The sequence below is a fragment of the Streptomyces sp. Root1304 genome (genome assembly GCF_001426405.1).
Classification (GTDB): Bacteria; Actinomycetota; Actinomycetes; order Streptomycetales; family Streptomycetaceae; genus Streptomyces.
On record NZ_LMEP01000012.1, the window covers coordinates 415,014 to 435,621 of the forward strand.

Here is a 20,608-nt window from a genome sequence, read left to right on the forward strand (position 1 = left end):
TCAGACGGGACTTCAGGTCCTCGGCGTCGGGACGAAAGACCCTGGATGATGGTGGGCATGCTCCGCCTCCCCACCGTCCCCGCACTCCGCCGCTGCGTGGACCGGTGGGCGGTCTCGCCCCGCGCCCTCGACGTCGTCGCCGCGCTCAGCGCCTTCGGCCTGATGGTGCTGGACGTGCCGGGGCTCGCCCGCGCCGACAACTCCCTCACCGGGGTCACCGCGACGCTGGTCCTCGCCGCCGGCGCGGCCACCCTGGTGGTCCGGCGCCGGCTGCCGTGGCTCCCGTACCTCGTCGCCCTCGGCCTGATGGGATGGCTGCACGAACTGACCATGATCCAGTTCGCGCTGTACTCGATCGGCCGCTACCGGGGGCGCCGCGCCGCGATCGTCGCGACGCTGGTGTACGCCGCCGTCGCCTACGCCCTCTTCCAGACGCCCGGCTGGCCCGCCCGGCACGGCGACACCCTCAGCGACTTCCTGAGCCTGGTCGTCCCGATCGGCGTCCTCGCGGCGGGCGTCGGCATCGCCGCGTACCGGCAGGACCTCGTCCGCGCCCTGGAGGTCCAGCGGCGTGACGCCGCCGCCCGGCAGGCCGTCCAGGAGGAGCGGATCTCCGTCGGCCGGGACGTCCACGACCTGGTCGGCCGTGAACTGACCGTCCTCGCGGTCCGGGCCGAGGTCCTCGCCGTACGGGCCAGGGGCGAGGCCCACCAGCAGGACTTCGAGGAACTCGCGGACACCGCCCGCCGCGCCCACCTCATGCTCAACGAGACGATCGTGCGCCGCGCCGACCGGGACACCGCCACCCCCGGCCTCGAAGGGCTCACCGGGCTCGCCCGGGAGAGCGAGCGGATGGGCAGCCCCGTGGAACTCGCGGTCGCCGAGGAGGCGAAGGCCCTGTCACCGCTGCGGCAGGCGGCCGTCCACCGGGTCGTCCAGGAGTGCCTGACGAACGCCGCCAAGCACGCGCCCGGCCTGCCCGTGACGGTCACGATCACCGTCGAGGGCCCCGACCTGTGCATCGAGGTCCGCAACCCGCTGCCGGCGGACCCGCCGGACCGCGCCCCGGTCTCGACCGGCACCGGACTGCTCTCCATGGAGGAGCGCGTCACCAGCATGGGCGGCACGCTGAAGGCCCACCGTGAGCGGGACGAGTACGTGGTGACGGCGGGGCTGCCGACGGGACTGGCACGCTGACCGGCTGAGCCTCCCCGCAGGAGCCGGACCGGCCGCCCCGCAGGCCCCCGCCCCCGGCGGACCGGCCGCCGCGCCCCTGCCCCCGGTGGACCGGCCGCCCCGCCGCCCTCCGCCCTCAGCGGACCGTCTCTGCCTTCCCCAGGACCCGCTGGAGTGCGTCGAAGTCCTCCACGCACCGGCCCGAGCCCAGGGCCACGCAGTCCAGCGGCGCGTCCGCGACGAAGACCGGGATGCCCGTCGCCGAGGCCATCCGCAGGTCCAGGCCCGGCAGCAGCGCCCCGCCGCCGGTCAGCACGATGCCGTGCTCCATGACGTCGCCGGACAGCTCCGGCGGGCACTCCTCCAGGGTCACCCGGACCGCCGCGATGATCGCCTCCACCGGCTCGTCCAGCGCCGCCCGTACCTCCGGCACCGTCAGTTCCACCGTCCGGGGGAGCCCGCTGACCTTCTCCCGGCCCCGGATCGTGAAGGTCGCCCGCTCCAGTTCCTCGCCGCCCGGCACCGGCCACGCCGTACCGATGGCGACCTTGACGTCCTCCGCGGTCCGCTCGCCGATGAGCAGCGAGTGCTCCTTGCGGACGAAGTCGATGACGGCCGCGTCGAGCCGGTCGCCGCCCACCCGGAGCGACTGCGCCGTGACGATCCCGCCCAGCGAGATCACCGCCACCTCGGTCGTACCGCCGCCGATGTCGACGACCATCGAGCCGCGCGGGTCGGAGACCGGCAGCCCGGCGCCGATCGCCGCCGCCATCGGCTCCTCGATCAGATGGACCGCGCGGGCGCCCGCCGACAGGGAGGCGTGCACGATGGCCCGCCGCTCGACCTGGGTCACCCCGCTGGGCACACAGACCACCATCCGGGTACGGGGCCGCCGCCGGCCCGGGACGGCCTTGCGCACGAAGTGCCGGATCATCTCCTCGGCCGCCTCGTAGTCGCTGATCACACCGTCCCGCAGCGGCCGGATCGCGGTGATCGAACCCGGCGTGCGCCCGATGGTCTCCTTCGCCTCCGTGCCGACCGCGAGCGCGTGCCGCGAGCCCTCCTGCACCGCCACCACGGACGGTTCGTTGAGCACGATGCCCCGCCCGCGTGCGTAGAGGAGCGTGTTGGCCGTGCCGAGGTCGATCCCTATGTCCATGATCGCCAAGTTTGCCCGGTCGGTACGGCGGACGGCGGACCGAAGGTCCCGAAAGGGGTGGGTCCATGGTCCTGTCGGTACCGCTCCGTAGACTGGCCCCGTGAGCGAGCCGAGCGACCCGAATGACCAGTTCGACGACATCGTCGACAACGAGACGAACCGCGACCCCGACCTGGCGGTGATCGAGGCCGGCAGCCGCACCCTGCGCACGCAGGGCGGCGCCCCGCAGGGCGACCCCGTGCCCGGCCGTCCGGAGGACCCGGAGCTGGACAAGGCGCTGCGCGAGGTCGAGACCGAGCTGTCCACCCGCTGGGGCGAGACCAAGCTGGAGCCCTCGGTCACCCGCATCGCGGCCCTGATGGACGTCCTCGGCGAGCCGCAGCGCGCGTACCCCTCGATCCACATCACCGGCACCAACGGCAAGACGTCGACGGCCCGCATGATCGAGGCCCTGCTCGGCGCCTTCGAGCTGCGCACCGGGCGGTACACCTCGCCGCACGTGCAGACCATCACCGAGCGGATCAGCCTGGACGGCGCCCCGATCTCCGCCGAGCGGTTCGTCGAGACGTACCAGGACATCAAGCCGTACGTGGAGATGGTCGACGCCCGCGAGGAGTTCCGGCTCTCCTTCTTCGAGGTCCTCACCGGAATGGCCTACGCGGCCTTCGCCGACGCCCCGGTCGACGCGGCCGTCGTCGAGGTCGGCATGGGCGGCACCTGGGACGCGACGAACGTCATCGACGCCTCCGTCGCCGTCATCACCCCGATCGACCTGGACCACACCGACCGGCTCGGCGGGACGACCGGCGAGATCGCCGGCGAGAAGTCCGGGATCATCAAGCAGGGCGCGACCGTGATCATGGCCCAGCAGCCGGTGGACGCGGCGCAGGTCCTGCTGAAGAAGGCCGTCGAGGCCGACGCCACGGTCGCCCGTGAGGGCATGGAGTTCGGCATCGTCTCCCGCGAGGTCGCGGTCGGCGGACAGCTCCTCACCCTGCGGGGCCTGGGCGGCGAGTACGACAACGTCTTCCTGCCGCTGCACGGCGCCTACCAGGCGCACAACGCGGCGGTGGCGCTCGCGGCCGTCGAGGCCTTCTTCGGGATCGGCGCCGAGCACGCCCGCACCCTGGACCTGGACACGGTCCGTCAGGCCTTCGCGCGGGTGGCCTCGCCCGGCCGCCTGGAGATCGTCCGCTCCTCGCCGACGGTCGTCCTGGACGCCGCGCACAACCCGCACGGCGCGCGGGCGACGGCGGAGGGCATCAGCGAGGCCTTCGGCTTCTCGCGGCTCATCGGCGTGGTCTCCACAAGTGGCGACAAAGACGCCAGGGGCCTCCTGGAGGCCTTCGAGCCGCTCTTCGCGGAGGTCGTGATCACGGCGAACTCCAACCCCCGTGCCACCGACGTGGACGCGCTGGCCGCCGTCGCCGTCGAGGTCTTCGGCGAGGACCGGGTCGTCGTCGAGCCGCGGCTGCCCGACGCCATCGAGGCGGCCATCACCCTCGCGGAGGAAGAGGCCGAATACGGCGGCGCGGGCGTCCTGGTGACCGGTTCGATCTTCACGGTCGGCGACGCCCGGCTGCTGCTGCGGAGGGGCTGATCCGATGCGTACGCTCTGTTCCTCGACGCTCATCGGCGAGTTCTTCGTCATCGGCTTCGCCGGACTCGTGGCCATGAAGGACGACAGCCTCGCCCTGTCCACCGTCTGGTGGGTCTGCGGGATCGCCATGGTCCTTTCGGTGCTGCTGTGCGGGATGATCACCCGCCCCGGCGGTGTGCAGCTCGGCTGGGCCCTCCAGATCGGCCTGATCGCCAGCGGCTTCTTCGTACCGACGATGTTCTTCCTCGGCGCGGTCTTCGCCGGCCTCTGGTGGGCCTCCGTCCACTACGGGCGCCGGATCGACGACATCAAGGCCCGCTGGGCCGCGGCGCAGGCCTCGGCAGGGCCTGACGCTGCGTAATCGAGGGGCGTGCGGGGCCTGTAGCCTCGGAGGTCCCGCACACCGCATTTCCGAAGGAGTTTCCCCGTGAGCCAGCGCACGCTCGTCCTGCTCAAGCCCGACGCCGTCCGCCGCGGCCTGGTCGGCGAGATCATCGGCCGTATCGAGCGCAAGGCCGGCTGGACCCTGGCGGCCCTGGAGCTGCGCGAGCTGGACCAGGAGACCCTGGAGCAGCACTACGGCGAGCACAAGGGCAAGCCCTTCTACGAGCCGCTGATGGGCTTCATGTCCTCCGGTCCCGTCGTCGCGCTCGTCGTCGAGGGGGAGCGCGTCATCGAGGGCGTCCGCCAGCTGGCCGGCCCGACCGACCCGATCGCCGCCGCCCCGGGCTCGATCCGCGGCGACTTCGGCACCATCGTCCGCGAGAACCTGATCCACGCCTCCGACTCCGAGGAGTCCGCGGCCCGCGAGCTGAAGATCTTCTTCCCGGGTCTCGTCTGACACGGAGTCAGCCGAACGCAGCACCCTGTGGGGCGACCGAAGGAATTTCGGTCGCCCCCAGGCATATGAACGCCGAACCCGGGAACGGATCGCCGCGTCCTACCGTCACCTGTACAGAGGCGGACCACCGCGCGGTATCCGTGCGGGCGGCACTACGATGGAAAACTCCACGCCGCACCACTCTCAGCCATGGGAAACAAGGGGAACTCAATGTCGTTCATCGGCCGTGACATGGCTGTCGACCTCGGGACCGCCAACACGCTGGTGTACGTCAGGGGTCGAGGCATCGTCCTGAACGAGCCGTCCGTCGTCGCGATCAACACCAACACCGGTGGCATCCTCGCGGTCGGCGCCGAGGCGAAGAAGATGATCGGCCGGACCCCCGGCAACATCGTCGCCGTGCGCCCGCTCAAGGACGGCGTGATCGCCGACTTCGAGATCACCGAGCGGATGCTCCGCTACTTCATCCTCAAGATCCACAAGCGCCGCTACCTGGCCCGCCCCCGCGTCGTCGTCTGCGTGCCCTCCGGCATCACCGGAGTCGAGCGCCGCGCCGTCATCGAGGCCTCCACGCAGGCCGGCGCCCGCCAGGTGCACATCATCGAGGAGCCCATGGCGGCGGCCATCGGCTCGGGCCTCCCGGTCCACGAGGCCACCGGCAACATGGTCGTGGACATCGGCGGCGGCACCACCGAGGTCGCCGTGATCTCCCTCGGCGGAATCGTCACGGCACAGTCGATCCGGGTCGCCGGCGACGAGCTGGACAACGCGATCATCCAGCACATCAAGAAGGAGTACTCGCTCCTCCTCGGTGAGCGCACCGCCGAACAGATCAAGATCACCATCGGTTCGGCGTACGAGCTCGACAAGGACGAACACACCGAGATCCGCGGCCGCGACCTCGTCTCCGGTCTGCCCAAGACCGTGGTCATCTCCGCCGCCGAGGTCCGCAAGGCCATCGAGGAGCCGGTCAACGCGATCGTCGACGCGGTGAAGACCACCCTCGACAAGTGCCCGCCGGAGCTGTCCGGTGACGTCATGGACCGCGGCATCGTTCTCACCGGTGGCGGCGCCCTGCTGCGCGGCCTCGACGAGCGCCTCCGCCGCGAGACCGGCATGCCGATCCACATCGCCGAGGACCCGCTGGACTCGGTGGCGCTCGGCGCCGGCAAGTGCGTCGAGGAGTTCGAGGCCCTCCAGCAGGTCCTGGACGCCCAGCCGCGCCGCTAGCACCGGGGTCTCACCCGTACGGCCGCCTCAGCTGTACGGTCGCTCCACCGCACCACAGCTCCACCGGAACACCCGCTTCACCCGCACAGCCGAACAACCGAACAACCGAACCACGAGGAAAGGCACGGCCGCCGCACGTGAGGGACACACGAGAGAGCCGGCTGCTCCTGGTGCTGCTGATCGTCATCGCGTTCGCACTGATCACGGTGGACATCCGCGGCGGACAGGAGTCACCCGTCGACGGTGCCCGGCAGGCCGCAGCGGCGGTCTTCGGGCCCGTCGAGAACGGTGTGGCGGCCGCCGTCGACCCCATCGGCAACGCCATAGGGGCCGTCCGGGACTCCGGCGAGCGGCACACCCGCATCGCCGCCCTGGAGAAGGAGAACGCCGAACTCAAGGCGAAGCTCGGCAGCGACGACCGCAACCGCAACCGGCTCCGCGAGCTCGACACCATGCTCAAGACCGCCGGCGCCGGCCAGTACGGCATCAAGGGCGCGCAGGTCATCGCCATAGGAGCGGCCCAGGGCTTCTCCTGGACCGTCACCATCGACATCGGTGCCCGCGACGGCATCCAGCGCGACATGACCGTCCTCAACGGCTCCGGACTCGTCGGCCGGGTCACCACCGTCGGCCCCTCCACCTCCACGGTCCTCCTCGCCAACGACCCCGACTTCACCGTCGGCACCCGCATGGAGAAGTCCGACGAACTCGGCTTCGCCACCGGCCAGGGCGACCGCCCGCTGCTCGTCCAGCTCCTCAACGGCAAGGCCAAGGTGAAGCCCGGCGACCGGCTCGTCACCTTCGGCTCGCGCGCCGACAAGCCCTTCGTGCCCGGCGTGCCCGTCGGCGAGGTCGTCCGCGTCGACCCCGCGGGCGGCGGCCTCACCCGCAACATCTACGTCCGCCCGTACGTCGGCTTCACCAAGCTCGACATCGTCGGCGTCGTCGTCCAGGCCCCGCAGTCCGACCCGCGCGACGCGGTCCTGCCGCAGAAGCCGAAGCCCGCGCCGACCGTCACCGTCACGGTCACCCCGCCGCCACCGGACGGACAGCAGGCCGCCGACGGCACCGCGCAGGGACAGAAGCCGAACCAGAACCAGCAGGCACCGCAGGACCAGGGGGACGCGACACCGTGAAGTTCAACCGGATCCTCCTCTCCGCCACCCTGATCGTGGTGGCCCTGGTCGTCCAGGTCTCCGTCCTCGCCCGCCTCCAACTCCCCGGCGCGGTCCCCGACCTGGTCCTGCTCACCGTGGTCGGCCTCGCCCTCGTGTACGGACCCGTCAGCGGTTCGCTCATCGGCTTCACCGCCGGCCTCCTCGCCGACCTGGCCCCGCCCGCCGACCACGCCGCCGGCCGCTACGCCCTCGTGCTCTGCGTCGTCGGCTACCTCGTCGGCCTCGCCCGGCCCGAGAACGGCCGGCTGACCTCCGCCGCCGGCCCGATGGCCGTCGTCGTCGCGGCGGCCGTCGGCTCCACCCTGCTCTACGCGGGCGTCGGCGCCCTCGTCGGCGACACCGCCGCCCGCCATGTCGGCCTCGGGTTCCTGCTGTTCACCGCCGCCGTCTACGACCTGCTCCTCGCGCCCTTCACGGTGCCGCTCATCATGGCGCTCGCCCGCCGCGCGGAGAACGACCCGCTCGCCGACGCCGGCGGCGGCAACGGCGCCGACGTCGCCTCGGGCTGGCTCTCCTCCGGCACCGGCCTGAGGATCGGCACCCAGCGCGGCGGCCTGCGCGTCAAGGCCGCCCGGAGCCGCGCCTCACGGGCCGGACGCATCAAGGGAGTCAAGCGACTGTGACCGAGGGGGCACCGGCAGTATGAGCAACATTCCCGAGACAGGGCGGACCCCCCGGGTCCAGATCCGGCTCGTCGTCATCCAGATCCTCGTCTTCTCGCTGCTGCTGACCCTGGGGGGCCGGCTCTGGTACCTCCAGATCCGCAACGGCAAGGAGTACACCGACGAGGCGAAGAACAACCACGTCCAGCAGGTCGTACAGCCCGCCGTGCGCGGCTCCGTCCTCGACGCCCGCGGCGTCCCGCTCGCCGACAACGAGACCCGGCTCGTGGTCTCCGCGTCCCGCACCGAGCTGATGAAGATGAAGGACCGCGGGAAGTCCGTCCTGACCCGGCTCGCCGACGTCCTCGACATGAAGCCCGACGACGTCATCAACAAGATCCGGCTCTGCGACTCCAAGACCCCCAAGCCCTGCTGGAACGGTTCGCCCTACCAGCCGATCCCGGTCACCGACGAGGCCACCACCCAGCAGGCCCTCCAGATCCGGGAGCGCGCCGAGGACTTCCCCGGCATCACCGCCGAACCCACCGCCGTACGCCGCTACCCGGCCCCCGGCAAGTCCCGCACCTCCCAGGTCCTCGGCTACCTCTCGCCGGTCACCGACCAGGAGATCGAGAAGGCCAAGGACACCGACTCGCCGTTCCTCCGCTCCGACCAGGTCGGCCGCTCCGGCCTGGAGCGGACGTACGACAAGCAACTGCGCGGCAAGGCCGGCGTCACCCGCTACGAGGTCGACAACCTCGGCCGGGTCATCGGCCAGGCCAAGAGCGACCCCGCCGTCCCCGGCTCCAACGTCGTCACCTCCATCGACGCCCGCGTGCAGGCGGTCGCCGAGTGGGAGCTGAACAACGCGATGCTGGAGGCCCGCAAGACCTACGACAAGAACACCAGCGAGAACTACAAGGCCGACGCGGGCGCCGTCGTCGTCATGGAGACGAAGACCGGCCGGATCGTCGCCATGGCCTCGCTGCCCGACTACGACCCGAACGCCTGGGTCGGCGGGATCTCGGCCAAGGACTACGCGGCCCTCACCGGCAAGGACTCCAACTTCCCGCTCCTCAACCGGGCCATCCAGGGCCAGGCCGCCCCCGGCTCGATCTTCAAGGTCATCCCGACCACCGCCGCCGTCAACGCCGGATACGAGTTCAACGGGCGCTACCCGTGCCCCTCCTCGTACTCCATCGGCAACCAGGTCTTCAAGAACTTCGAGTCCCAGGGCCACGGCTCCATCACCCTCGGCCAGGCCCTCGAAGTCTCCTGCGACACCGTCTACTACGCCCTCTCCCACCAGCAGTGGCAGAAGGACGGCGGCATGAAGCCGAAGAAGGACGCCAAGGACTGGTTCTACAGGACGGCCCACCAGTTCGGCCTCGGCGCCGAGACCGGCATCGACCTCCCCAACGAGGTCACCGGCCGCGTCCCCGACCGGAAGTGGAAGCAGGACTTCTGGGCGGCGAACAAGGACTACTGGTGCAAGGTCGGCAAGCGCGGCGGCACCTACGTCGAGCAGCTCTCGTACGAGAACTGCCTCGAAGGCAACCTCATGCGCGCCGGTGACTCCGTCAACTACTCCATCGGCCAGGGCGACACCCTCGTCACCCCCATCCAGATGGCCACCATCTACGCCGCCATCGCCAACGGCGGCACCCTCTGGAACCCGACCGTCGGCAAGGCCGTCATCAGCCCCGACGGCAAGAAGGTCACCGAGATCGCGCCCAAGTCGCACGGCAGGCTCCCCATGGACGCCAAGACGCAGGCCTTGATAGAGGAGGCCCTCGCGGGAGTCGCGACCCGGGGTACGGCCGCCTGGCGATTCGGCGGCTGGCCGCAGGACAAGATCCCGATGCACGCCAAGACGGGTACCGCCGAGGTCTACGGCAAGCAGACGACCTCCTGGTTCGCCACGTACACCAAGGACTACTCGATCGTGATGACGATCGCCCAGGGTGGTACGGGCTCCGGCGCCTCCGGCCCCGCCGTGCGCAACATCTACGACGCGCTCTACGGACTCGACGACGCCGGCAACCAGGACCTCAAGCGGGCCCTGCTGCCGCAGCCGCAGCGGACCCTCCCGAAGATCGAGGCCGACGGCTCCATCGACGCCCCGAAGGTCGGTCCCTACGACCCCGAACTCCAGAAGATCGACCCGAACGCGCCCCCGAAGCAGGACGCCACCACCCCGGCGAAGAAGCCGGACGACGACCAGACACTCGCGGGACCGCCCGCCACCTGGCGGAGGGACTGAGACCGATGACCGCACCCCACGGCTTCTCCGTCTCGCGGTACGCCCCCGAGCGCGGCACGCTCGCCAAGCTGGCCGCCCGCGACTCGGTGGTCCGCCGCCTCGACTGGCCGATCCTGCTGTCCGCGCTCGCGCTCTCCGGCATCGGCGCCCTGCTCGTCTGGTCCGCGACCCGCGGCCGCACCGAGCTGAACAACGGCGACCCGTACTACTTCCTCTTCCGGCACCTGCTCAACACCGGCATCGGCGTCGCCCTGATGATCGGCACGATCTGGCTCGGCCACCGCACCCTGCGCGGCGCCGTCCCGGTCCTCTACGGCCTCTCGATCGTGCTGATCCTCGCCGTCCTCACCCCGCTCGGCGCCACCATCAACGGCGCCCACGCGTGGATCGTCGTCGGCGGCGGCTTCTCCCTCCAGCCCAGCGAGTTCGTCAAGATCACGATCATCCTCGTGATGGCGATGCTGCTCGCCGCGAAGGTCGACGCCGGAGACCAGCTCCACCCCGACCACCGCACCGTCGCCAAGGCCCTCACCCTGGCCGCGCTCCCCATGGGCATCGTCATGCTGATGCCCGACCTCGGCTCGGTCATGGTCATGGCCGTCATCGTGCTCGGCGTGCTGCTCGCCTCCGGCGCCTCCAACCGCTGGGTCCTCGGCCTGATCGGCGCGGGCGTCCTCGGCGCCGTCCTCGTCACCACGCTCGGCATGCTCGACGAGTACCAGATCAACCGCTTCGCGGCCTTCGCCAACCCCGACCTCGACCCGTCCGGCGTCGGCTACAACACCAACCAGGCGCGCATCGCCATCGGCTCCGGCGGCCTCCTCGGCTCCGGGCTCTTCAAGGGCTCCCAGACCACCGGCCAGTTCGTGCCCGAGCAGCAGACCGACTTCGTCTTCACGGTGGCGGGGGAGGAGCTGGGCTTCGTCGGCGCCGGCCTGATCCTCGTCCTCCTCGGCGTCGTGCTCTGGCGGGCCTGCCGGATCGCCCGCGGCACCACCGAGCTGTACGGCACGGTCGTCGCCGCCGGCATCATCGCCTGGTTCTCCTTCCAGGCCTTCGAGAACATCGGCATGACGCTCGGCATCATGCCGGTCGCCGGCCTGCCGCTGCCCTTCGTCTCCTACGGCGGCTCCTCGATGTTCGCCGTATGGGTGGCGATCGGACTGCTCCAGTCGATCCGCGTACAACGCCCGATGACGGCCTGACGGCGACTAGATTCGAGGTATGGCCGAGACGAAGCGCGAGATCGAGCGGAAGTACGAAGCCACCGGAGAGACACCCGTACCGGACCTCACCCGGGTCCGGGGGGTCTCCGAGGTCCTGGACCGGGGCGTCATGGAACTCGACGCCGTCTACTACGACACCCCCGGCCTGCGCCTCGCCGCCGACGCGCTCACCCTCCGCCGCCGCACCGGCGGGGACGACGCCGGATGGCACCTGAAGTTCCCGGTGGCCTCCGGAATCCGCGACGAGATCAGGGCCCCGCTGGCCGACACCCTGCCGGGTGAGCTGGCGGGGCTCCTGCGTTCCCGCGTCCGCGACGCCGAGGTCGTCCCCGTCGTCCGCCTCCGCTCCGCCCGCGACGTCCGCCACCTCGTCGACGCGGACGGCACGCTCCTCGCCGAACTCTCCGTCGACACCGTCCACGCCGAACGGCTGCCGGGCGGCGCGGTGGCCACCTGGACCGAGATCGAGGTCGAACTCGCCGACGACACCGACCCGGCCTTCCTGGACGCCGTCGAGAAGCGCCTCGGGAAGGCCGGCATCCGGCCCGCCGCGTCCGCGTCGAAACTGGCCAGGGCGCTGGCCGAGACGGGCGGCGGTCCCCGGGCGGCCGCCACCCCCGGGAAACCCGGTACCGCGGGCGCCGCCGTCCTCGCGTACGTCCGCGAACAGATCGACGCGATCGTCGCGTACGACCCCGCCGTCCGCCGCGACCTGCCCGATGCCGTGCACCAGCTGCGCGTCGCCTGCCGACGGCTGCGCAGCGCCTTCAGGACGTACCGGCGCGTCCTCGACCGCGAACGCACCGACCCCCTCGGCGAGGAACTGAAGTGGCTCGCCGCGGAACTCGGAGTCGCCCGCGACCAGGAAGTCCTCGACGAACGGCTCCGCGCCCACGTGAAGGCCCTGCCCCGCACCCTCGTCCTCGGCCCGGTGAAGGCCAGGCTGCGCCGCAGGGACGCCGCCCGCGGCGCGGACGCCCGGCAGCGGGCCCTCGCCGCCCTCGACTCCGACCGCCACCTCGCGCTCCTCGAAGGCCTCGACGCGCTCCTCGCCGACCCGCCGCTGCGCAAGGCGGCGGGCCGCGACGCCCGGAAGGTCCTCGCCCGCGCCGTCCGCCGGGACCACGACCGGCTCGCCGGCCGGATCGGCCACGCCCTCGCCCTCGACCCCGGCCACGAGCGCGACCTCGCCCTCCACGAGGCCCGCAAGGCCGCCAAGCGCGCCCGGTACGCGGCCGACGCCGCCCGCCCCACCCTCAAAAAGCCCGCGAAGCGGCTCGCGAAACGGGTGAAGGCCGTCCAGTCCCTGCTCGGCGAACACCAGGACGCCGTGGTCGCCCGCACGGCCCTGCGCGAAGTGGCCGCCCAGGCCCACGGCGCCGGCGAGACGGCCTTCACCTGGGGACTCCTCTACGGCAGGGAGGAGGCCGCGGCGGAGGCGGCCGAGCGGGAGCTGCCCCGGGTCTGGGCCCGCGCCTCCGCCCCGGAACTCAAGGCGGCTCTGAGCCGCTGAGCACCGGGGTACGCTTGAGAGTCGCCCCCCTGCCAGCTCACGAAGGTTCGAGATGTCTGCTGCCGAGTCTGTCTTCCCGCAGCTCGAAGCTCTGCTCCCGCACGTGCAGAAGCCGATTCAGTACGTCGGTGGAGAGCTGAACTCCACGGTCAAGCCGTGGGAGTCCGCCGATGTCCGCTGGGCGCTGATGTACCCGGACGCGTACGAGGTCGGTCTGCCCAACCAGGGCGTCATGATCCTCTACGAGGTGCTCAACGAGCGCGAGGGCGTCCTCGCCGAGCGCACCTACAGCGTCTGGCCGGACCTCGAAGAGCTGATGCGGGAGCACAAGGTCCCGCAGTTCACGGTCGACAGCCACCGCCCCGTCGGCGCGTTCGACGTGTTCGGCCTGAGCTTCTCCACCGAGCTCGGCTACACGAACATGCTCACCGCCCTCGACCTGGCGGGCATCCCGCTGGAGTCGAAGGACCGGACCGTCGACCACCCGATCGTGCTCGCCGGCGGCCACGCCGCCTTCAACCCCGAGCCGATCGCGGACTTCATCGACGCGGCGATCATCGGCGACGGCGAGCAGGCCGTCCTCGACATGACCGAGATCATCCGCGCCTGGAAGGCCGAGGGCCGGCCGGGCGGCCGCGAGGAGGTCCTCTTCCGCCTCGCGAGGACCGGCTCGGTGTACATCCCGCGCTTCTACGACGTCGAGTACCTGCCGGACGGCCGCATCGGCCGTGTCGTGCCCAACAGGTCCGGTGTCCCGTGGCGCGTCTCCAAGCACACCGTCATGGACCTCGACGAGTGGCCCTACCCCAAGCAGCCCCTCGTGCCGCTCGCGGAGACCGTCCACGAGCGCATGTCCGTCGAGATCTTCCGCGGCTGCACCCGCGGCTGCCGTTTCTGCCAGGCCGGCATGATCACGCGCCCCGTGCGGGAGCGAAGCATCACCGGCATCGGCGAGATGGTCGAGAAGGGCCTCAAGGCGACGGGCTTCGAGGAGGTCGGCCTCCTCTCGCTCTCCTCGGCGGACCACTCCGAGATCGGTGAGATCGCGAAGGGCCTCGCGGACCGCTACACGGAGGACAAGGTGGGTCTCTCCCTCCCGTCCACCCGTGTCGACGCGTTCAACGTCGACCTGGCCAACGAGCTGACCAGGAACGGCCGCCGCTCCGGCCTCACCTTCGCCCCCGAGGGCGGCTCCGAGCGCATGCGCAAGGTCATCAACAAGATGGTCTCGGAGGAGGACCTCATCCGGACCGTCTCCACCGCGTACGGCAACGGCTGGCGCCAGGTGAAGCTGTACTTCATGTGCGGCCTGCCGACGGAGACCGACGAGGACGTCCTGCAGATCGCCGACATGGCGATGAACGTGATCGCCGAGGGCCGCAAGGTCTCCGGCCAGAACGACATCCGCTGCACCGTCTCCATCGGCGGCTTCGTGCCCAAGCCGCACACCCCGTTCCAGTGGGCCCCGCAGCTGTCGGCCGAGGAGACGGACGAGCGGCTGCGCAAGCTCCGCGACAAGATCCGCGGCGACAAGAAGTACGGCCGCTCGATCGGCTTCCGCTACCACGACGGCAAGCCCGGCATCGTCGAGGGCCTGCTCTCCCGCGGCGACCGCCGCATCGGCGCCGTCATCCGCGCGGTCTACGAGGACGGCGGCCGCTTCGACGGCTGGCGCGAGCACTTCTCGTACGACCGCTGGATGGCCTGCGCCGAGAAGACGCTGCCCGACTTCGGCGTCGACGTCGCCTGGTACACGACCCGCGAGCGCACCTACGAGGAGGTCCTGCCCTGGGACCACCTGGACTCCGGCCTCGACAAGGACTGGCTCTGGGAGGACTGGCAGGACTCCCTCGACGAGACCGAGGTCGAGGACTGCCGCTGGACTCCGTGCTTCGACTGCGGCGTCTGCCCGCAGATGGACACCCACATCCAGATCGGCCCCACCGGCAAGAAGCTGCTGCCGCTGACCGTGGTCAAGTAGTAACGCTTGGATGACGGCCCGGCGAAGGGGAAACCCTTCGCCGGGCCGTTGCGTCATTGCGGGCATGAACACGGAGAACGCCAGGTCACAGCCGCCCAACGAGCCCGGTGGCTGCCTCACCGGGGTGGCGCGGGGGATCGCCCTCGTGGTGGTCCTGCCGGTCCGGCTGGTCTGGGACGCCCTGGCGTTCTGTCTGCGGCAGCTGTGGCGCTGGGTCCTCGCCCCGGTCGGCCGGGCCCTCGGATGGCTCATCGACGTGCTGCTCGTCACCCCGCTGCGGTGGCTCTGGGAGTGGGTGCTCGTCCCCGTCGGCCGGGCGCTGTGGTGGCTGGTCGACACCGTGCTCCTGACCCCCCTCGGATGGCTCTGGCGCTGGGTCCTCCTTCCGGTCGCGAAGGGCGTCTGGTGGGTCGTCGACCTGCTGCTCGTCACCCCGCTGACCTGGCTCTGGCGGTACGTGCTCGCGCCCGTCGGCCGGGCCGTCGGCGCCGCCCTCGCCTGGGCCTGGCACATCGCCGGGGTGATCTCCCGGGCCGTCGGACGCGCCGTCGGCTGGGTGCTGTGGAACGTGATCGGGCGTCCGCTCGCCTGGACGTACCGGGTGGTCCTCACGCCCGTCGGCCACTGGCTCCGCACCTGGGTGTGGGCGCCCGTCGCCGCCGCCGCGCGGGCCGTCCGCGCCGCCGCCCGCGAGGTGCGCGTCGCCCTCTTCGGCGGAAGCCGCTGACCCGGCCCGGGGAACCCGAGGTGGCTCGGGCGCGTACTCTGGGTAGTACAACGAACGTCCCCGGCGCGGCGCCCGCCCCCGAGATCTCCCCGCGGAAGCGGGGGTGAACCGGGCGGGACCCCCGGGGCAACCCGTACATCTCGTGGACGGCGCGCACCCGCGCCGCCCCGCACCGAGGAGAAGAACCACTGGGCAAGCGACAGCCCGAAGGCCCGCCGCCCGCACCGGCGGTGCAGCGCATCCGACTGCGCTACACCAAGCGCGGCCGCCTCCGGTTCACCAGCCACCGTGACTTCCAGCGCGCTTTCGAGCGTGCGCTGCGCCGTGCCGAGGTGCCCATGGCGTACTCGGCCGGCTTCACCCCGCACCCCAAGGTGTCGTACGCCAACGCCGCCCCGACGGGCACGGGCTCCGAGGCCGAGTACCTGGAGATCGCGCTCACCGCGACGCGCGACCCGGAGACCCTGCGGGCCCTGCTCGACGAGTCCCTCCCGGCCGGCCTCGACATCACCGACGCCGTCGAGGCCCGGACCTCGGGTCTCGCCGACCGGCTCACCGCCTCCGTGTGGGAGCTGCGCCTCGAAGGCGTCACCGTCGACGAGGCCGAGAAGGCCGTCGAGGCGTTTCTCGCGGCCGAGACCGTGGAAGTACAGCGCAAGACCAAGAACGGCGTCCGCACCTTCGACGCGCGTTCCGCGGTCACCGAGCTGACGGCGACAGGTCCCCAGGGCGATCCCCAGGGTGATAGGCCGCTGGACAGCGCCTGTGCGATACTGCGGCTGGTTGTTCGGCACGTGACACCTGCCGTGCGACCCGACGACGTCCTGTCCGGTCTCCGAGCTGTGGCCGACCTGGCGCCGCCGGTCCCCGCTGCGGTGACCAGGCTGGCGCAGGGGCTCTTCGACGAGGAGTCCGGCACGGTGACCGACCCGCTCGCGCCCGACCGCGAGGCAGTCACGGCCGCATCTACCACTGCCGCCGAGACCGCCTCTGCGACGGCGCCGGGTGCCGGCACCGCGTAAGGAGCGGTCGTTGTAGCGCAGCCCTCGTACTCGGGAGCCACCTGGGTCGGGCCGCGCACTGACCAGGAGACTTTCGCCAGGCCGTCCGCACAGGGCGTACGGAACCGGCGAGCCAGACATAGAGCTCCCGTGCGGCGCCCGCGCCCCGGACGGCGGCACCGCGCCCCAGGCGCGACCGTGCCGCCGGACCGGAACCAGACGCGGCGCCCGGGAGCGTGACGGGAGAACCCCGCATGCTCGAGTCCAACGAAGACACCAACGCCCCCGGTGACAAGCTGCCGCCGCGCCGCAGGCGCCGTGCCGCTTCCCGCCCCGCCGGTCCGCCGGTGACGGGCACCACCGCCGATTCGACCGAGGCCCCGGCGACCGCCGGGACCCCGGCCGCCGAGGCCGCCCCGGCGGAGCCCGAGGCCGCCGCGCCGCGCACCCGCCGCCGCGCCACCCGCAAGACCGCCGCACCGGTCGTCGAGACCGCCGCGGCCACCGAGGCGACGCCGGAGCCGGTCGTCGAGACCGTCGCCGCCGCGGCCGTCGAGGAGGCCCCCGAGGCCGCCCCGGCCCGCCCGCGCCGCCGTGCCACCCGTAAGGCCACCTCGCCGGTGACCTCCCCGGCCGCCGCCGAGCAGGTCGTCGAGGCCGTCGCGGCCGAGGCCGTGGAGGAGGCCGCACCGCCGGCCCGCACCCGCCGCCGTGCCACCCGCAAGGCCACCGCCCCGGCCGGCCCCGTCGCCGCCGAGGAGGCCGCGGAGACCGTGGCCGCCGCCGAGCCGGTCGCCGAGCCCGTCGCGGCCGAGGTCGTGGAAGAGGCCGCAGCGCCCGCCCCGCGTACCCGCCGCCGTGCCACCCGCCAGGCCACCTCGCCCGAGCCGGCCGCCGAGGCCGTCGCCACCGGCGAGTCGCTGCCCACCGCCGCCGTCGCGCAGATCGCCGCCGACGAGGCCGAGGTCACCGCCGCCGAGACCGCCGCCACCCGTGGCCGCGGCCGCCGTCGCGCGACCTCCCCGCAGTTCACCTCCGAGCCGGCCCCGGTCCGGGAGACGCGCCGCGCCGCGCGCCCCGCCGTCGCCGTCTTCCAGGCCCCGGTCTTCGCCGAGCCCATGTTCCAGACCCCGGAGACCGCCGCCGCGGCCGCCGCCGTCGTCGCGGTGGAGCCGGAGGACGAGGAGGAGACGGTCGAGGAGATCGAGGCCGTCGAGACCGAGGCCGTCGAGACCCCCGAGCCCGCCGAGCGCGAGGGCGGCTCCCGCCGTCGCCGTCGCCGCCGTGGCGAGCCCGTCGCCGTCGAGCCCGTGCCGGCCACCGTCGCCGACGAGCCCGAGGTCGAGGACGTCGCCGACGAGGCGGAGGCCGAAGAGGCCGAGGAGGCGGACGAGTACGAGGACCGCCCGTCCCGCCGTCGCCGTCGTGGCGGCCGTCGTCGCCGTCGCGGCGAGCTCACCGAGGTCGAGGAGGCCGAGGAGGGCGAGGAGCCGCACGCCGAGGACGAGACCGACGAGTCCGAGGAGGGCGAGGAGGAGCAGGACGAGGCCGAGGGCTACGCCGGCGGCTCCAGCAGCTCCCGCCGTCGCCGTCGTCGCCGCCGTCGCAGCGGGGACGCCTCCGCCGACGCCGAGGCCGACGCCGAGGACGGCGTCCGTACGGTCGTCAAGGTCCGCGAGCCCCGCCCGGCCCGTGAGAAGGCCGAGCCCGGCACCGGCGCCGACGAGGTCCAGTCCATCAAGGGCTCGACCCGCCTGGAGGCCAAGAAGCAGCGTCGCCGCGAAGGCCGCGAGCAGGGCCGCCGCCGCGTCCCGATCATCACCGAGGCCGAGTTCCTGGCCCGCCGCGAGGCCGTCGAGCGCGTCATGGTCGTCCGCCAGAACGGCGAGCGCACCCAGATCGGCGTCCTGGAAGACAACGTGCTCGTCGAGCACTACGTCAACAAGGAGCAGGCCACCTCGTACGTCGGCAACGTCTACCTGGGCAAGGTCCAGAACGTCCTGCCGTCCATGGAGGCCGCCTTCGTCGACATCGGCAAGGGCCGCAACGCCGTCCTGTACGCCGGTGAGGTCAACTTCGAGGCGCTCGGCATGGGCCACGGCCCGCGCCGCATCGAGTCCGCCCTCAAGTCCGGCCAGTCGGTCCTCGTCCAGGTGACGAAGGACCCGATCGGTCACAAGGGCGCCCGCCTGACCAGCCAGGTCTCGCTGCCCGGCCGCTACCTCGTGTACGTGCCCGAGGGCTCGATGACCGGCATCAGCCGCAAGCTCCCGGACACCGAGCGGGCCCGTCTCAAGACCATCCTCAAGAAGATCGTCCCCGAGGACGCGGGCGTCATCGTGCGCACCGCCGCCGAGGGCGCGAGCGAGGACGAGCTGCGCCGCGACGTCGAGCGACTGCAGGCGCAGTGGGAGGACATCCAGAAGAAGGCGAAGAGCGGCAACGCCCCGACGCTGCTCTACGGCGAGCCGGACATGACCGTCCGGGTCGTCCGCGACATCTTCAACGAGGACTTCTCCAAGGTCATCGTCAGCGGTGACGAGGCGTGGGAGACCATCCACGGCTACGTCCACCACGTCGCCCCGGACCTCACCGACCGTCTGTCCAAGTGGACGAGCGAGGTCGACGTCTTCGCGACGTACCGGATCGACGAGCAGCTCATGAAGGCGCTGGACCGCAAGGTCTGGCTGCCGAGCGGCGGCTCGCTGGTGATCGACAAGACCGAGGCGATGATCGTCGTCGACGTCAACACCGGCAAGTTCACCGGCCAGGGCGGCAACCTCGAAGAGACCGTGACGAGGAACAACCTCGAAGCGGCCGAGGAGATCGTGCGCCAGCTGCGGCTGCGCGACCTCGGCGGCATCGTCGTCATCGACTTCATCGACATGGTCCTGGAGTCCAACCGCGACCTGGTGCTCCGTCGCCTCCTGGAGTGCCTGGGCCGCGACCGGACCAAGCACCAGGTGGCCGAGGTCACCTCGCTCGGCCTGGTGCAGATGACCCGCAAGCGGGTCGGCCAGGGCCTCCTGGAGTCCTTCTCCGAGACCTGCGTCCACTGCAACGGCCGCGGTGTCATCGTGCACATGGAGCAGCCGACCACCGCCGGTGGCGGGGGCGGCGGCAAGCGGGCGAAGAAGCGCCGCGGCGGCGCCGAGCACGTCCACGAGCACGAGCACGCCGAGACCGCGGAGGCCGAGGCCGTCGAGGCCGAGACCGAGGACGAGGTCGCCGCCGAGCTGGCCGCCCCGGTGGCCCTGCCCGAGCCGATCGCCCCGGACGAGGAGCTGTACGGCTCCATCGCCGAGGCGGAGGCCGCCGCCACGCGCGGCCGCGGCCGCCGTCGCGCCACCCGCCGGGTGTCCGCGCCGGTCGCCCCGCGGCCGGTCGTGGAGACCGAGGCCGTGGAGTTCGAGCCGAAGCCGGAGCCCGTCGTGGCGCCGGAGCCGGTCGTCGAGCAGGCCGTGGCGCCCGAGCCCGTCGTCGAGCCGGTGGCGGAGCCCGTCGCCGAGGAGACCGCGGCCCCGGCCCCGCGCGGCCGTCGCCGTGCCACCCGCCGGGCGACCTCCCCGGTCGTCTCGACCACGGAGCCGGCCGCCGAGCCGGTCGTGGTGGAGCCGGTCGCCGAGCCGGTCGCCGAGACCGCCCCGGAGCCCGTCGTGGCGCCGGTGGCCGAGCCCGTCGTCGAGGAGGCCCCCGTGGCCGCCCCGCCGCGTGCCCGCCGCCGGGTGGTCCGCAAGGCCACCGCGCCCGCCGGTTCGCCCTCGGGCGCCGAGGAGGCGGCCGTGGTCGTGGTGACCGCGGCCCCGGCCGAGGCCCCCGCGGAGGCCGAGCCGGCCGCCGAGGCCGAGCCCGCCCCCGTCAAGAAGACGGCGGCGCGCAAGACCGCGGCGAAGAAGGCCACGGCCAAGAAGGCCGCCACCAAGAAGACGGCGGCGACCAAGAAGACCGCGGCGAAGAAGACCACCGCCAAGAAGGCCCCGGCCAAGAAGGCGGCGGAGAAGACCGCCGCTCCGGCCCAGGACTGACCGGCGGGTACGGGCCGCTCCCGACCGGGGGCGGCCCGTACCGCACGGGCGAATTTGACCCTCCGAGGGCGCCGCCCGTAACCTAG

The 20,608-nt window shown here is 72.3% G+C and carries 15 protein-coding genes; 14 read left to right on the forward strand and 1 reads right to left on the reverse strand.

Going from position 1 to position 20,608, the window contains the following annotated elements; translation table 11 throughout:
* Positions 1 to 57 precede the first annotated feature (57 nt).
* Entirely contained in the window at positions 58 to 1,197 is a 1,140-nt protein-coding gene (locus tag ASD33_RS14755) for an ATP-binding protein (protein WP_242426983.1), read from the forward strand.
* Between the two features lie 115 nt (positions 1,198 to 1,312).
* Here the strand turns inward: ASD33_RS14755 and ASD33_RS14760 are convergent, their stop codons facing one another.
* Positions 1,313 to 2,335, reverse strand: a complete 1,023-nt coding sequence (locus ASD33_RS14760) for a rod shape-determining protein (protein ID WP_199863526.1) — start codon at positions 2,333 to 2,335, stop codon at positions 1,313 to 1,315.
* A 100-nt stretch (positions 2,336 to 2,435) separates the two neighbouring features.
* Here ASD33_RS14760 and ASD33_RS14765 point away from each other — a divergent pair, with 100 nt between their 5' ends.
* The 13 genes from ASD33_RS14765 to ASD33_RS14825 all read left to right on the forward strand — a co-directional run bounded on the left by ASD33_RS14765 (position 2,436) and on the right by ASD33_RS14825 (position 20,522).
* A complete protein-coding gene (locus ASD33_RS14765; RefSeq protein WP_056558923.1) occupies positions 2,436 to 3,935 on the forward strand; it encodes a folylpolyglutamate synthase/dihydrofolate synthase family protein in 1,500 nt (499 codons plus the stop codon).
* Between the two features lie 4 nt (positions 3,936 to 3,939).
* Complete coding sequence (locus tag ASD33_RS14770) at positions 3,940 to 4,296, forward strand: DUF4233 domain-containing protein (RefSeq protein WP_056558926.1); 357 nt, start codon at positions 3,940 to 3,942, stop codon at positions 4,294 to 4,296.
* A 66-nt stretch (positions 4,297 to 4,362) separates the two neighbouring features.
* On the forward strand, positions 4,363 to 4,776 hold the full coding sequence (gene ndk / locus ASD33_RS14775) for a nucleoside-diphosphate kinase (RefSeq protein WP_056558929.1): 414 nt from the start codon (positions 4,363 to 4,365) through the stop codon (positions 4,774 to 4,776).
* Between the two features lie 210 nt (positions 4,777 to 4,986).
* The gene (locus ASD33_RS14780) at positions 4,987 to 6,006 is read left to right on the forward strand and encodes a rod shape-determining protein (protein WP_056558932.1); all 1,020 of its coding nucleotides are present in this window, start codon (positions 4,987 to 4,989) and stop codon (positions 6,004 to 6,006) included.
* A 137-nt stretch (positions 6,007 to 6,143) separates the two neighbouring features.
* Positions 6,144 to 7,142: a rod shape-determining protein MreC gene (gene mreC / locus ASD33_RS14785; RefSeq protein WP_056558934.1), complete on the forward strand. Its 999-nt coding sequence runs from the start codon at positions 6,144 to 6,146 to the stop codon at positions 7,140 to 7,142.
* Positions 7,139 to 7,807: a rod shape-determining protein MreD gene (mreD, locus tag ASD33_RS14790; protein WP_056558937.1), complete on the forward strand. Its 669-nt coding sequence runs from the start codon at positions 7,139 to 7,141 to the stop codon at positions 7,805 to 7,807. The genes mreC and mreD overlap by 4 nt, the downstream gene beginning before the upstream one ends.
* A 19-nt stretch (positions 7,808 to 7,826) precedes the next feature.
* Entirely contained in the window at positions 7,827 to 10,049 is a 2,223-nt protein-coding gene (mrdA, locus tag ASD33_RS14795) for a penicillin-binding protein 2 (protein ID WP_056558939.1), read from the forward strand.
* A gap of 5 nt (positions 10,050 to 10,054) precedes the next feature.
* Complete coding sequence (gene rodA, locus ASD33_RS14800) at positions 10,055 to 11,254, forward strand: rod shape-determining protein RodA (protein WP_056558942.1); 1,200 nt, start codon at positions 10,055 to 10,057, stop codon at positions 11,252 to 11,254.
* A 19-nt stretch (positions 11,255 to 11,273) separates the two neighbouring features.
* On the forward strand, positions 11,274 to 12,788 hold the full coding sequence (locus ASD33_RS14805) for a CYTH and CHAD domain-containing protein (RefSeq protein WP_056558945.1): 1,515 nt from the start codon (positions 11,274 to 11,276) through the stop codon (positions 12,786 to 12,788).
* A gap of 52 nt (positions 12,789 to 12,840) precedes the next feature.
* A complete protein-coding gene (locus ASD33_RS14810) occupies positions 12,841 to 14,769 on the forward strand; it encodes a TIGR03960 family B12-binding radical SAM protein (protein ID WP_056558947.1) in 1,929 nt (642 codons plus the stop codon).
* 64 nt (positions 14,770 to 14,833) lie between these two features.
* Positions 14,834 to 15,496: a hypothetical protein gene (locus tag ASD33_RS14815; RefSeq protein ID WP_056558949.1), complete on the forward strand. Its 663-nt coding sequence runs from the start codon at positions 14,834 to 14,836 to the stop codon at positions 15,494 to 15,496.
* 230 nt (positions 15,497 to 15,726) lie between these two features.
* The gene (locus ASD33_RS14820; protein WP_056558952.1) at positions 15,727 to 16,518 is read left to right on the forward strand and encodes a TIGR03936 family radical SAM-associated protein; all 792 of its coding nucleotides are present in this window, start codon (positions 15,727 to 15,729) and stop codon (positions 16,516 to 16,518) included.
* Between the two features lie 233 nt (positions 16,519 to 16,751).
* A complete protein-coding gene (locus tag ASD33_RS14825; RefSeq protein WP_056558955.1) occupies positions 16,752 to 20,522 on the forward strand; it encodes an Rne/Rng family ribonuclease in 3,771 nt (1,256 codons plus the stop codon).
* Positions 20,523 to 20,608 lie beyond the last annotated feature (86 nt).

What these genes read in the sequence shown, in the direction of transcription:
- ASD33_RS14755 (WP_242426983.1), top strand. Translation starts at nt 58, where the DNA reads ATGCTCCGCCTCCCCACCGTCCCCGCACTCCGCCGCTGCGTGGACCGG.
- ASD33_RS14760 (WP_199863526.1), bottom strand. Translation starts at nt 2,335, where the DNA reads ATGGACATAGGGATCGACCTCGGCACGGCCAACACGCTCCTCTACGCA.
- ASD33_RS14770 (WP_056558926.1), top strand. Translation starts at nt 3,940, where the DNA reads ATGCGTACGCTCTGTTCCTCGACGCTCATCGGCGAGTTCTTCGTCATC.
- ASD33_RS14780 (WP_056558932.1), top strand. Translation starts at nt 4,987, where the DNA reads ATGTCGTTCATCGGCCGTGACATGGCTGTCGACCTCGGGACCGCCAAC.
- mrdA (WP_056558939.1), top strand. Translation starts at nt 7,827, where the DNA reads ATGAGCAACATTCCCGAGACAGGGCGGACCCCCCGGGTCCAGATCCGG.
- rodA (WP_056558942.1), top strand. Translation starts at nt 10,055, where the DNA reads ATGACCGCACCCCACGGCTTCTCCGTCTCGCGGTACGCCCCCGAGCGC.
- ASD33_RS14805 (WP_056558945.1), top strand. Translation starts at nt 11,274, where the DNA reads ATGGCCGAGACGAAGCGCGAGATCGAGCGGAAGTACGAAGCCACCGGA.
- ASD33_RS14810 (WP_056558947.1), top strand. Translation starts at nt 12,841, where the DNA reads ATGTCTGCTGCCGAGTCTGTCTTCCCGCAGCTCGAAGCTCTGCTCCCG.
- ASD33_RS14815 (WP_056558949.1), top strand. Translation starts at nt 14,834, where the DNA reads ATGAACACGGAGAACGCCAGGTCACAGCCGCCCAACGAGCCCGGTGGC.
- ASD33_RS14825 (WP_056558955.1), top strand. Translation starts at nt 16,752, where the DNA reads ATGCTCGAGTCCAACGAAGACACCAACGCCCCCGGTGACAAGCTGCCG.